This is a genomic window from Polaribacter vadi, assembly GCF_018861005.1.
In the GTDB taxonomy this organism is placed as follows: Bacteria; Bacteroidota; Bacteroidia; order Flavobacteriales; family Flavobacteriaceae; genus Polaribacter; species Polaribacter vadi_A.
In genome coordinates this window covers 212,973-226,056 of sequence record NZ_JAHKQL010000034.1, presented here as the reverse complement: position 1 = coordinate 226,056, position 13,084 = coordinate 212,973, and the positions used below count along the sequence as shown (strand labels likewise).

11 protein-coding genes are annotated in these 13,084 nt (G+C 30.9%); 6 read left to right on the top strand and 5 right to left on the bottom strand.

Going from position 1 to position 13,084, the window contains the following annotated elements; translation table 11 throughout:
- Positions 1-10: 10 nt before the first annotated feature.
- Positions 11-511 (top strand): ankyrin repeat domain-containing protein, encoded by a 501-nt coding sequence (locus KO506_RS15925; RefSeq protein WP_215995914.1) that lies wholly within the window; start codon positions 11-13, stop codon positions 509-511.
- On the opposite strand, the gene KO506_RS15920 is transcribed toward KO506_RS15925, so the two are convergent.
- The 5 genes from KO506_RS15920 to KO506_RS15900 are packed head-to-tail and all read right to left on the bottom strand — an operon-like array spanning position 489 to position 5,659.
- Positions 489-1,652 (bottom strand): sigma-54-dependent transcriptional regulator, encoded by a 1,164-nt coding sequence (locus KO506_RS15920; RefSeq protein WP_215995913.1) that lies wholly within the window; start codon positions 1,650-1,652, stop codon positions 489-491. The genes KO506_RS15925 and KO506_RS15920 overlap by 23 nt on opposite strands.
- Positions 1,653-2,525, bottom strand: a complete 873-nt coding sequence (locus KO506_RS15915) for a DUF6268 family outer membrane beta-barrel protein (RefSeq protein WP_303437086.1) — start codon at positions 2,523-2,525, stop codon at positions 1,653-1,655.
- A gap of 7 nt (positions 2,526-2,532) precedes the next feature.
- Positions 2,533-3,399 (bottom strand): mechanosensitive ion channel family protein, encoded by an 867-nt coding sequence (locus KO506_RS15910; RefSeq protein ID WP_215995911.1) that lies wholly within the window; start codon positions 3,397-3,399, stop codon positions 2,533-2,535.
- Complete coding sequence (locus KO506_RS15905; RefSeq protein ID WP_215995910.1) at positions 3,400-4,725, bottom strand: ABC transporter permease; 1,326 nt, start codon at positions 4,723-4,725, stop codon at positions 3,400-3,402. It abuts the gene before it with no gap.
- Positions 4,726-4,729: 4 nt separating this feature from the next.
- Complete coding sequence (locus KO506_RS15900; RefSeq protein WP_215995909.1) at positions 4,730-5,659, bottom strand: ABC transporter ATP-binding protein; 930 nt, start codon at positions 5,657-5,659, stop codon at positions 4,730-4,732.
- Between the two features lie 175 nt (positions 5,660-5,834).
- Between KO506_RS15900 and KO506_RS15895 the strand changes: the two genes are divergently transcribed.
- The 5 genes from KO506_RS15895 to KO506_RS15875 all read left to right on the top strand — a co-directional run bounded on the left by KO506_RS15895 (position 5,835) and on the right by KO506_RS15875 (position 12,940).
- Positions 5,835-6,290, top strand: coding sequence for a MarR family winged helix-turn-helix transcriptional regulator (locus KO506_RS15895; protein WP_215995908.1), 456 nt, complete (start codon positions 5,835-5,837; stop codon positions 6,288-6,290).
- A gap of 25 nt (positions 6,291-6,315) precedes the next feature.
- Positions 6,316-8,721 (top strand): 3-hydroxyacyl-CoA dehydrogenase/enoyl-CoA hydratase family protein, encoded by a 2,406-nt coding sequence (locus KO506_RS15890; protein ID WP_215995907.1) that lies wholly within the window; start codon positions 6,316-6,318, stop codon positions 8,719-8,721.
- Positions 8,722-8,820: 99 nt separating this feature from the next.
- Positions 8,821-10,011 (top strand): acetyl-CoA C-acyltransferase, encoded by a 1,191-nt coding sequence (locus KO506_RS15885; RefSeq protein WP_215995906.1) that lies wholly within the window; start codon positions 8,821-8,823, stop codon positions 10,009-10,011.
- Positions 10,012-10,032: 21 nt separating this feature from the next.
- Positions 10,033-11,841, top strand: a complete 1,809-nt coding sequence (locus KO506_RS15880; RefSeq protein WP_215995905.1) for an acyl-CoA dehydrogenase family protein — start codon at positions 10,033-10,035, stop codon at positions 11,839-11,841.
- Positions 11,842-11,965: 124 nt separating this feature from the next.
- The gene (locus KO506_RS15875) at positions 11,966-12,940 is read left to right on the top strand and encodes a M20/M25/M40 family metallo-hydrolase (protein WP_215995904.1); all 975 of its coding nucleotides are present in this window, start codon (positions 11,966-11,968) and stop codon (positions 12,938-12,940) included.
- Positions 12,941-13,084: the final 144 nt, after the last annotated feature.

The following is a 13,084-nucleotide window of genomic DNA, read 5'->3' as shown; positions in this document are numbered from 1 at the left end:
AAATAAAAATATGAATACTTTAAATGCTTTTTTTGGAGCAATCCAAAATGTAAATATTAACTTAATTGAAACACTTTTAAAAAGGTTTCCAAGCTTAGTAAACTCTAAAGATCAAAGAGGATTCAGTCCCTTAGTTTTTGCCACTTATTTTGATAAAAAAGAAATTGCAGAAACTTTAATAAAACACAATGCGAATGTAAATCATAGAGATGCAAAAGGTAACACTGCTTTATTAGGTGTCGCTTTTAAGGGTAATGTAGAAATTGCTGAACTTTTAATAAATAATGGCGCTAAAATAAATACTCAAAATAAATTAGGCTATTCTGCTTTAATTTTTGCAACCTTATACAATCAACCAAAAATGGTAGAATTTTTATTAAAGCAAAATGCAGATTCATCACTAAAAGATTTAGAAAACAAATCTGCATTAGATTATGCAAAAGAAAAAGATTTTAAAGAAATAATTACGCTCTTAGAAACTAAAGAAGTTACTTACTTGCAAACAATTTAATATCGTTTGCAGAAACTTCTTTTTCTCCTAGAATAATTAAACGCTCTACTACGTTACGTAATTCTCGTATATTACCTGTCCAATCATATTTTTGTAATAGCTGAATTGCATCCAAAGAAAAAGATTTTTTAGGTGTACCTTGTTCATTAGATATTTTTTCTGTAAAAAAGTCAACTAATAAAGGTATATCTTCTCTTCTATCATTTAACGCAGGTACTTGAATTAAAATAACTGCTAATCTATGGTATAAATCTTCTCTAAATCTACCTTCTGCAATTTCTACTTTTAAGTTTTTGTTGGTTGCTGCAACAACTCTTACATTTACTTTAATGTCTTTATCAGAACCTACTCTAGAGATTCTATTTTCTTGTAAAGCACGTAAAACTTTAGCTTGTGCAGATAGGCTCATATCACCAATTTCATCTAGAAAAATGGTTCCTCCATTTGCAGCTTCAAATTTACCTGCCCTATCTTTATTTGCTCCTGTAAAAGAACCTTTTACATGACCAAACAACTCACTCTCAATTAATTCTGATGGAATTGCAGCACAGTTCACCTCAATCATAGGGGCTTTAGAACGATTTGATTTTTCATGTAACCAATGTGCAACCAACTCTTTACCTGTTCCATTTGGCCCTGTAATTAAAACTCTGGCATCTGTTGCTGCTACTTTTTCTATGATTTCTTTAATGTGAGTAATTTCACTACTCTCACCAATCATTTCATAATTTTTACTTACTTTTTTCTTAAGCCTCTTGTTTTCTACAACTAGAACTTTTCTATCTAAAGCATTTCTAACCGTATTTAAAAGTCTGTTTAAATCTGGTGGTTTAGAAATATAATCAAAAGCGCCTAAACGCATTGTATTTACTGCTGTATCTAAATCTCCATGGCCAGAAATCATAACAATTGGTACTTCTGGTTTAATCTTTTTTGCTTTCTCTAAAACCTCAACACCATCCATTTTTGGCATTTTAATATCGCATAAAACCAAATCATAATCGTTATTTTTTATCATTTCTATACCCAACAAACCGTCTTCTGCTTGCTCTACATTGTAATCATCATTTTCTTCGGATATTATTTTTGATAAAACTCTTCTAATTGCTGCTTCGTCTTCTATGATTAATATTTTTGCCATTTATATCTTAAATTTTATTCCTGTTCTTAAATATTGAGCATTCACATTATCTAATGTAAATACATTTTCTCTATCCTTGTCTCTTAAAACGTTATTCATTCTTAACGTATAACCACAATAAGCATACAAAACTAAATGCTTACTAAGTAAATACTCATAACCCAAACCAGAAATTACAACAGATAAAGATATGTGATCTACTTCTTTATCTAAAATTGTTGCTGGCCTTTGTAAATGAGCAAAATAACCATCTATACCAACAAAAGCTTGCAAGTCATTTTTATCATTTAAGCTATATTTTATATTCGATTTTGGCACACCTGCATTAAAAGACCAAGACTCATTAATTTGTCTAAAATAACTAACAAAAGGTAAAGGAAAAGGTATACCAGTTGTTGTGTTATAGGTTAAACCTAAAATTAACCTATATGGCTTTTTTAATTTTGTGGCTTTTGTTCTATCTTTTACAAAAAACATACCACCATTTAAAAATAAGTCATCATCAGTAATTTTTTCTGTTAAAGTAGATGCTAATCTTGGTGTTAGTTTAAAGCCTGCCCTCCATTTATCATTAATTTTATATGTATAACCTAAATTAATATCTAATATGGTTAAGGTTTCTAAAAGTGATTTATCAAAAGGATAATTATCATTAAGGTTCAAAAAAATATTATTATACTCAGCACCTATAAAAATATATTTATCATTTTTTAACTCTATGGGATAGTTAAATAAAGCTCTAATTCTTGTATACTCGTCATCTGATTTTTTTTTAGGAATAAAAGAATATTCTAGCCTTGCTAAATCTGTTAATTGAGCATTCAAAAAACCGATAGAACTTAAGAAGATTAATAAGGTTATTCTTTTTATCACAATTATATTATTTTTCGGTAAACAAATGTACATCTCTTTGTGGAAAAGGGATTGTTATGTTATTTTGTTTAAAAGCTTTATCAATTTCGAAACGAATATTACTTTGAGTAAAACGTACTTCAAAACTATTATTTAACGTAAAAACTACCTTAAAATTGAGTGAACTGTCTGCAAAATCTGTAAATAATACTACAGGTGCAGGATTTTTTAATACAGTTGACTGATTTTTAGCAATTTCTAATAATATTTTTTTTACTTTTTCTACATCTGTACCGTAAGCAACTCCTACACTAACAGACTCTCTTGTTTCTGTTCCATTCTCTGTCCAATTAAATAAAATATTGGTTAAATATAAATGGTTAGGTATCACTAAAACTTTATTGTCTACAGTTACAGCTCTTGTGGTTCTTAATCTTATATCTAAAACTCGACCAATTTTCCCTTCTAATTCTATAATATCGCCAACGTGAACAGTTTTATCAACCAAAATAAAAATACCAGAAATTATATCTTGAAAAAGGGTTTGCAATGCCAAACCCACACCTATTAATAAAGCTGCAGAAGCCGCAAATACTGCTGTAACATCTACCCCAGAAGTATTCATTGCTATTAAAAAAATAACCAAAAACACAAACCACCTTACATAACCAAAAACTGTTGCAAATTTTTGTTTATCATTAGCAGGCATTTTTCTGGTGATAAACCTTCTTATCAGTTTTAACACATAAGAAGTTACCAATAATGCAACCACAACAAAGATTAACCCTCTTACTGTAATTCCTATTTCTTGACTAAAAACAAATTTATAATCTAAAATAGAAGTGGTTTCTTCTACAATGGTTTCTTTAACTTTATCAATAGTATCTTGCAACATTTATCCTTTATATTTTAACCACTTATATAAGTCTTTATAGGTAGGTTTTTTACCATACATTAAAATACCAACTCTATAAATTTTGGCAGCTAACCAAACCATAAATACAAATGTAATGATTAACAGACTCATAGAGATTACCAATTCTACCCAAGAAACTCCAAAAGGAACTCGCATTAACATTACAATTGGGCTAGTTAATGGAATGTAAGAAAAAGCAACCGAAATTGGTCCATGAGGATCGTTAATTACAGTTGCAAAACCAACATAAACACCTAAAATTAAAGGCAACATTATTGGCAACATAAATTGTTGTGTATCTGTTTCATTATCTACAGCAGCACCAACAGCAGCAAATAAAGAACTATATAACATATAACCACCTAAAAAATAAAAGATAAATAAAATAAACATTTTTAAAATTGGTAATCTTAAAATCTCTTGAATTACCAATTGCATTTTATCTCCACCAGCAGCTTTTTGTACAGCTTCTAATTGGTCTGCAGGAATTCTAGAAGTTTGCATTTCTGCCACATCAACCCCAAAAACAGAAGATGCTATAGTTATTATAATAAACAATAAAATTCCCCAGATAAAAAATTGTAACAAACCTGCAGAGGCATTACCAATAATTTTACCCAACATTAACTGAAAAGGTTTTACTGATGATACAATAACTTCTATAATTCTACTGGTTTTTTCTTCGATTACGCTACGCATTACAGAAGTTCCGTAAATCATTACAAACATCATTAAAAAATAACCAGCTATTACACCTACTCCAATTTTTAATCCGTTTATTAATTTTGATGATTCTTCACCAGAAAAATTATACATTTTAATATCAGACTGAATTCTAGATGCATTAATTTTTGCAATATCAATTCCGAAATTATTTAGTTTTTCGTTTCTGATTTTAGATTCAATTTTACTTTCTAAAGCACCCATTACAGACATTCCTGGTGAATCTTTTGAGTAAAATTCTATTGATTTTGCCAAAAGCTCTAAACTATCTTGTTTAGGTATTATTAAAGCTCCATAATGATTACCAGCTTCTACTTTCTTTTTGGTTTCCTCAACTCCTAAAGTCGTAAAATCCTGATAGTGCAACGTTTTGGTGTTTTTAAAATCTTCTTTAGAAAACAAACCTGATTGATCTACATAAACGATTTCTTTAACCTTTTCGTCATTTTTTTTCATCAAAAAATAAACTAAAGCACCCATACCTACCATAATTAGCGGACTTAAAAAAGTCATCACTATAAACGATTTATTACGTGCTTTTGCAATAAACTCTCTCTTTATAATTAGTGTTAATTTGCTCATTTTCTTAACTGTTTTTATTTATTGCCTGAATAAAAATATCGTTTGCACTTGGTATTAATTCTACAAAATGTTGTACTTCTCCTCTAGTTGTTAAAAATGATAACAAATCGTTTGCAGAATTTGTTTCTCCTAATTTCACATTCATTGTCATTTCTTCTCCAAGCAATTTAAAATCCGCAGGAAAAACTTCGAAACTCTCTTTTAATTGCGCTTTAACTTCATTCGGATTTGCTGTATTTAAGCCCACTTGAAAAGTATTTGTTCTAAACTCGCGTTTAATATCAGCCAACTTACCATCTAATATTTTGTTTGATTTATTAATTAATGCAATTTCATCACACATTTCTTCAACAGATTCCATTCTGTGGGTAGAAAAAATAATTGTTGCACCTTCATCTCTTAATTGTAAAATTTCTTTAGCAATTAATTGTGCATTTATTGGATCGAATCCAGAGAAAGGTTCATCAAAAATTAATAATTTAGGATTATGCATTACAGTAACTATAAATTGTACTTTTTGTGCCATTCCTTTTGATAATTCTTCAATTTTTTTACCCCACCAAGCAGAAATATCAAACTTATCGAACCAATATTTTAATCGTTTTTTAGCTTCAGTTTTAGACAAGCCTTTTAATTGAGCTAAATACAAAGCTTGTTCACCAACTTTCATCGATTTATATAAACCACGTTCTTCTGGTAAATAACCAATATCTGCAGTATGTTTTGGTGACAAAGGCTCACCATCTAATAAAATAGAGCCAGCATCTGCCATTGTAATTTGATTAATAATTCTTATTAATGAGGTTTTACCTGCTCCATTAGGACCAAGTAAACCATAAACACTACCTTTTGGTATATGGATAGAAACATCATTTAATGCTCTAAAATCTCCATAATTTTTTACAACATTATTTATTTCTAGTAAGTTATTCATAAATTAGAGTCGATTTTTTAAAGTTGATTAATCACAAATTTAGGTATTTTTTACAGCTATTAGTATCTAAACAAGAGATTTGTTACAGATAAATAAATTGTTAATTTTATTATGCACGCATAACTTTTTTAAAATTTACTATGCACGCATAATAAATTTTAATATATTTGTCAAAATGGACAAAAGTAAATCAATAGATCATCAATTAAGAGCAACTTGGCAAGCAGTCGCAAAACTATACAATGAGCAAGCAACAAAGTACGATAGCACAATGTCTTCTGCTTTTGTTTTGCTAACCATAGACAAAGTAAACGGAACACCATCAACTGCTTTAGGTCCATTAATGGGTATGGAACCCACTAGCCTTTCTAGAATATTAAAATCTATGGAAGAAAAAGGGGCTATTTACAGAGAAAAAAACCCAGATGATGGTAGAAGTGTTATTGTAAAACTAACAGATTATGGATTAGAAAGACGTAAATTTTCTAAAAATCACGTTTATCAATTTAACAATATTGTAAGAGAACATGTTAATGAAAATGATTTAGAATCTTTTTTTAAGGTGATGAAAACCATTAACATATTAATTGCCGAAAAGAAAATTTTTGAATCTACAAATCAAGATAAATAAGACATAGTTAACTAATTACAAAGAAATGACAAGAAGAATTAAAAAAGTAGCAATTATAGGATCTGGAATTATGGGTTCTGGTATTGCATGTCACTTTGCTAACATTGGTGTAGAAGTTCTTTTATTGGATATTGTTCCAAGAGAATTAAACGACAAAGAAAAAGCAAAAGGACTCACATTAGAAGATAAAGTAGTTCGTAATCGTTTGGTAAATGATGCTTTAACCACTTCTTTAAAATCGAAACCATCTCCTATTTATAGTCAAAAATTTGCAAGTAGAATTACTACTGGTAATTTAGACGATGATATTGCAAAAGTAGCAGATGTAGATTGGATTATGGAAGTTGTTGTAGAACGACTAGACATTAAAAAAATCGTTTTTGAAAAATTAGAGAAATATAGAACTCCTGGTACTATTATTTCTTCAAATACTTCTGGAATTCCGATTCAATTTATGAACGAAGGCAGAAGCGAAGATTTTCAGCAACATTTTGCAGTAACTCACTTTTTTAATCCTCCAAGATATTTAAAACTTTTCGAGGTTGTTCCAGGACCAAACTGTAAACAAGAAGTTACAGATTTCTTAATGATGTATGGTGACAAGTTTTTAGGTAAAACATCAGTTTTAGCAAAAGATACTCCTGCATTTATTGGGAATAGAATTGGAATTTTCGGAATTCAATCTTTATTTCATCAAGTAAAAGAATTAGGTTTAACTGTAGAGGAAGTTGATAAATTAACGGGCCCTGTAATTGGCCGTCCAAAATCGGCTACATTTAGAACTGTAGATGTTGTTGGGCTAGATACGTTGGTACACGTTGCCAATGGTATTTATGAAAATTGCCCAAATGATGAAGCACACGATTTATTTAAATTGCCAGGTTTCATCAACACAATGATGGAAAATAAATGGTTAGGAAGCAAAACTGGCCAAGGATTTTACAAAAAAGTAAAAAATGCTGATGGTAAAAGTGAAATTTTAACCTTAGACTTAGACACCTTAGAATATCGTTCTAAAAAACGTGCAAAATTTGCCACTTTAGAACTTACGAAAACGATTGATAAACCAATTGATAGATTTAAAGTTTTAGTAGGTGGTAAAGATAAAGCTGGTGAGTTTTACAGAAAGAACTTTGCTGCAATGTTTGCATACGTTCAAAATAGAATTCCAGAAATTTCTGACGAGCTTTATAAGATTGATGATGCCATGAAAGCTGGTTTTGGTTGGGAAAATGGTCCTTTCGAAATTTGGGATGCTGTTGGTGTAGAGAAAGGAATCGAATTAATGAAAGCAGAAGGAAATGAACCTGCTACTTGGGTAACAGAAATGTTAGCTACTGGTTCTACCTCTTTTTATTCTGTTAAAGAAGGTGCTACTTATTTTTATGATATTCCTTCAAAATCTCAAACTAAAAAACCAGGTCAGGATTCTTTTATCATTCTAGATAATATTAGAAAATCAAACGAAGTTTGGAAAAACTCTGGAGCTGTAATTGAAGATTTAGGAGACGGAATTTTAAACTTAGAGTTCCAATCTAAAATGAATACGATTGGTGGTGATGTTTTAGCTGCAATTAATAAAGCAATTGATTTAGCAGAGAAAAATCACCAAGGATTAATTATTGGTAATCAAGCTGCAAACTTTTCTGTAGGTGCCAATATAGGTATGATTTTTATGATGGCTGTAGAGCAAGAATATGATGAATTAAATTATGCCATTAAATATTTTCAAGACACCATGATGCGTATGCGTTATTCTGCAATACCAACTATTTCTGCTCCTCATGGAATGGCTTTAGGTGGTGGTTGTGAAATATCACTTCATGCAGATAAAGTTGTTGCAGCAGCAGAAACTTATATAGGTTTAGTAGAATTTGGAGTTGGTGTAATTCCTGGTGGTGGTGGCTCTAAAGAAATGGCTTTAAGAGCATCAGATTTATTTCATAAAGGTGATGTTCAATTGAATGTTTTACAAGAACATTTCCTAACAATTGGTATGGCAAAAGTTGCAACTTCTGCTTACGAAGCTTTCGATTTAGGTTTATTACAAAAAGGAAAAGATGTAGTGGTTGTAAATAAAGACAGACAAATTGCACAGGCTAAAAAGCATGCGTTATTAATGGCAGATGCAGGTTACACACAACCAACAAAACGCAATGATGTTTTAGTTTTAGGTAAACAAGCACTAGGGATGTTCTTAGTAGGTACAGATTCTATGGAAGCAAGTAACTATATTTCTGCTCACGATCAGAAAATTGCAAATAAATTGGCTTATGTAATGGCTGGTGGAGATTTATCTGAACCAACAAAAGTATCTGAACAATACTTATTAGATATTGAGCGCGAAGCTTTTTTAAGTTTATGTACAGAACGTAAAACTTTAGAAAGAATTCAGCACATGTTAAAAACGGGTAAACCTTTACGTAACTAAAGTTACTCTAGCTATTTGCACTTAGCTATTAGCTACTTGTAAATAAATATTAACCTATAGCTAAAAGCCAAAAGCGATTAGCCAAAAGCTAAAAATAAAATGAAAACAGCATATATAGTAAAAGCATATAGAACAGCAGTTGGTAAAGCACCAAAAGGACTGTTCAGATTTAAAAGAGCTGACGAATTAGCTGCAGAAACCATTCAATATATGATGAATGAACTGCCTAATTTTGATAAAAAAAGAATTGATGATGTAATTGTTGGTAATGCAATGCCAGAAGGTGCTCAAGGTTTAAATATGGCACGTTTAATCTCTTTAATGGGATTAGATATTGTTGATGTTCCTGGGGTAACTGTAAACCGTTTTTGTTCTTCAGGATTAGAAACAATTGGTATGGCTGTTGCTAAAATTCAATCTGGAATGGCAGATTGTATTATTGCAGGTGGAGCAGAAAGTATGAGCTCTGTACCAATGACAGGTTTTAAACCAGAATTAAATTATGATACAGTTGCTGCTGGTCATGAAGAATATTATTGGGGAATGGGTAATACAGCAGAAGCTGTTGCCAACGAATTTAAAGTGTCAAGAAAAGACCAAGATGAGTTTGCTTTAAACTCGCATTTAAAAGCATTAAGAGCTTTAGAAGAAAATAGATTTCAAGACCAAATTGTACCTATAGAAGTAGAACAAACTTTTATTGATGCAAAAGGTAAAAAAGCAACCAAAAAATATACAGTTAACAAAGATGAAGGTCCAAGAAAAGGATCGAATATTGAAGGTTTAGCTAGATTACGTCCTGTTTTTGCTGCTGGTGGAAGTGTAACTGCTGGTAATTCATCTCAAATGAGTGATGGTGCTGCTTTTGCTTTGGTAATGAGCGAAGAAATGGTGAAAGAATTGAATCTAGAACCTATAGCAAGAATGGTAAGTTATGCTGCTGCAGGTGTACCTCCAAGAATTATGGGAATTGGACCAGTTGCTGCAATTCCGAAAGCATTAAAACAAGCAGGTTTACAACAAAATGATGTTGAATTAATAGAGTTAAATGAAGCTTTTGCTTCTCAATCTTTAGCTGTAATTCGCGAGTTAGGCTTAAACCCTGATATCATCAACGTAAATGGTGGAGCTATTGCATTAGGTCATCCTTTAGGTTGTACAGGTGCAAAATTATCTGTGCAATTGTTTGATGAAATGCGCAAAAGAGAAATGAATAATAAATACGGAATGGTTACCATGTGTGTAGGAACAGGACAAGGTGCTGCAGGTATTTTTGAATTTTTAAACTAATCATCCGTAAAAAACATTAAAATGGAAACTACAAACAAAGACATATTAAGAGGAGGACAATTCCTAGTTAAAGAAACAAATTGTCAAGATGTATTTACTCCAGAAGATTTTTCTGAAGAGCAAGTAATGATGAAAGAAGCTGTAAGTGAATTTACAGACAGAGAAATTGTTGCAAATAGAGATCGTTTTGAAGCTAAAGATTATGCATTAACAGAAGAAGTAATGAAAAAAGCTGGAGAACTTGGCTTTTTAGGTGTGGCTGTTCCTGAAGAATATGGAGGAATGGGAATGGGCTTTGTTTCTACTATGATTACTTGCGAATATATTTCGAGTGGAAATGGCTCTTTAAGTACTGCTTTTGGTGCACATACAGGTATTGGTACAATGCCAATTACATTGTATGGAACTGAAGAACAAAAACAAAAATATGTACCAAAATTAGCTTCTGGTGAGTGGATGGGTGCATATTGTTTAACGGAACCAGGTGCAGGTTCTGATGCCAACTCTGGTAAAACTACAGCTGAATTAACAGAAGATGGAAAATCATACAAAATTAATGGGCAAAAAATGTGGATCTCAAATGCAGGTTTCTGTAATGTGATGATCGTTTTTGCACGTATAGAAGATGATAAAAACATTACTGGATTTATTGTTGAGTATGATGCTGAAAATCCGAATGGAATTACTTTAGGTGAAGAAGAACATAAGTTAGGTATTAGAGCTAGTTCTACAAGACAAGTATTTTATAACGATACAATTGTACCTGCAGAAAATATGCTATCTGTTAGAGGTGGTGGATTTAAAATTGCTGTAAACGCATTAAATGTTGGTCGTATTAAATTGGCTGCAGCTTGTATCGATTCTCAAAGAAGAGTGTTAACAACTGCTTTACAATATGCAACAGAAAGAAAACAATTTAAAACTCCTATTGCAGAGTTTGGTGCTATAAAAGCCAAATTAGCTGAAATGGCTACAAATTGTTATGCAGGTGAATCTGCTAGTTATAGAGCTTCTAAAAATATTGAAGATAGAATTAATATGAGAATGGCTTCTGGTAACACACATCAAGAAGCTGAATTAAAAGGTGTTGAAGAATATGCAATTGAATGCTCTATCTTAAAAGTAACTGTTTCTGAAGATGTACAAGCTTGTGCAGATGAAGGTATCCAAATTTTTGGAGGAATGGGCTTTTCTGAAGAAACTCCTATGGAGGCTGCTTGGAGAGACGCAAGAATTGCTCGTATTTACGAAGGTACAAACGAAATTAACAGAATGCTTTCAGTTGGTATGTTAATTAAAAAAGCAATGAAAGGTCACGTAGATTTATTAGGGCCTGCTACTGCTGTTGGAGATGAGTTAATGGGTATTCCTTCTTTTGATACACCAGATTATTCTGAACTTTTTGCAGAAGAAAAAGAAATGATTGCTAAACTAAAGAAAGTCTTTTTAATGGTTGCAGGTTCTGCAATTCAAAAATATGGACCAGATTTAGAGCAACATCAACAATTATTAATGGCAGCTGCAAATATTTTAAATGAGATTTATTTAGCAGAATCTACTTTATTACGTGCAGAAAAAAATGCAAAACGTTTTGGAGAAGATGCACAAGAAGGCCAAATAGCTATGGCTAAGTTATACTTATACAATGCTGTAGAAATTATTGCCAAAAATGGTAGAGAAGGTGTTGTGTCTTTTGCTGAAGGAGATGAGCAACGTATGTTATTAATGGGTTTAAAACGTTTTACTAAATATGCTAACTATCCTAATGTTGTTGCACTAAGAAACACTATAGCAGAAAAACTAAAAGCAGAAAACAAATATTGTTTTTAAAAATTATTTTAAAACTAAAAATGTTTTAAATTTAGTTGTTTGTTTAAAAAGACCATTGTAATTAATGGTCTTTTGTTATATTTGCCATTGAAATTCCCTGATTAACCATAACTTTAACCAATTTATGAAAACAAAACTATTTTCATTTATTTTATTTTTTGTGCTTTTAGGGAGCTGTAAAGAACCAAAGGTAATTGAAATCAACTCCGAAAAATTATTAGAATCTATTAAGTTTCTTTCTAGTGATGAAATGCAAGGAAGATCTTTTTCTGCTCCAGGTAATTTAAAAGCAAGACAATATATTGTAGATCAATTTACAGCATTAGGTTTACAAAAAGTAATGAATAACGATTACGTACAAGAATTCTCTCATACATTTAAAGGTAAAAGTAGACACGAGGTTTTTCCTATGACAAAACCAAAACCATTAGATGATTACTCTAATGTACCAGACACAACTGCAACTGGGGGTAATGTAATTGGTATGCTTAAGGGCCAAACAAATAAAACTTTTGTAATTAGTGCTCATTTTGATCATTTAGGTATAAGAAAAGGTAATATCTATAATGGTGCAGATGATAATGCTTCTGGTACAGCTGCTTTATTTACAATTGCAAAATATTTTAAAGACAAACCAACAAAGCATAATTTAATATTTGCTGCTGTAGATGCAGAAGAAATTGGTTCTTTAGGTGCTGATTATTTTTTAAAAAATTATAATGACAAATCTAATATTGATTTAAATATTAATATGGATATGATTGCACATAGTGATTACGATCCTGAGTTATTTGTAAGTGGTTTATACCATTATCCAGATTTAAGAGATCCTTTAGAAGATATAAAATCAGAAAAAATAATTTTATTATTTGGTCATGATGACCCTGAAAACAAAGAACAAAGTGATTGGACTTTCTCTTCTGACCATCGAGTTTTTCATAAAGCACAAATACCTTTTATTTATTTTGGGGTTCCAGATCATAAAGACTATCATAGAAGTACAGACACTTTTGGTTCTATAAACCAAGATTTTTATATAGAGGCTGTAAAGATTGTAATTCAAGCTATAGAAAATCTTGATGAAGATTTAAGTGAATAAATTTAAAAGAGGTTACAATTTGTAACCTCTTTTTTTTGATAAATTATTTAAATTAATAGTAATCTTAATTTTATCAGTTTCTACTTCTTGTAAATCAGTTCAAAAACCATTAGTATAGATATCGTTTTTTTTATTGATGATAAA

Bases quoted from the DNA above. Each gene is read 5' to 3' on its own strand.
- KO506_RS15895 (WP_215995908.1), top strand. From the start codon at position 5,835: ATGGACAAAAGTAAATCAATAGATCATCAATTAAGAGCAACTTGGCAA.
- KO506_RS15910 (WP_215995911.1), bottom strand. From the start codon at position 3,399: ATGTTGCAAGATACTATTGATAAAGTTAAAGAAACCATTGTAGAAGAA.
- KO506_RS15900 (WP_215995909.1), bottom strand. From the start codon at position 5,659: ATGAATAACTTACTAGAAATAAATAATGTTGTAAAAAATTATGGAGAT.
- KO506_RS15925 (WP_215995914.1), top strand. From the start codon at position 11: ATGAATACTTTAAATGCTTTTTTTGGAGCAATCCAAAATGTAAATATT.
- KO506_RS15880 (WP_215995905.1), top strand. From the start codon at position 10,033: ATGGAAACTACAAACAAAGACATATTAAGAGGAGGACAATTCCTAGTT.
- KO506_RS15875 (WP_215995904.1), top strand. From the start codon at position 11,966: ATGAAAACAAAACTATTTTCATTTATTTTATTTTTTGTGCTTTTAGGG.
- KO506_RS15885 (WP_215995906.1), top strand. From the start codon at position 8,821: ATGAAAACAGCATATATAGTAAAAGCATATAGAACAGCAGTTGGTAAA.
- KO506_RS15920 (WP_215995913.1), bottom strand. From the start codon at position 1,652: ATGGCAAAAATATTAATCATAGAAGACGAAGCAGCAATTAGAAGAGTT.
- KO506_RS15890 (WP_215995907.1), top strand. From the start codon at position 6,316: ATGACAAGAAGAATTAAAAAAGTAGCAATTATAGGATCTGGAATTATG.
- KO506_RS15905 (WP_215995910.1), bottom strand. From the start codon at position 4,725: ATGAGCAAATTAACACTAATTATAAAGAGAGAGTTTATTGCAAAAGCA.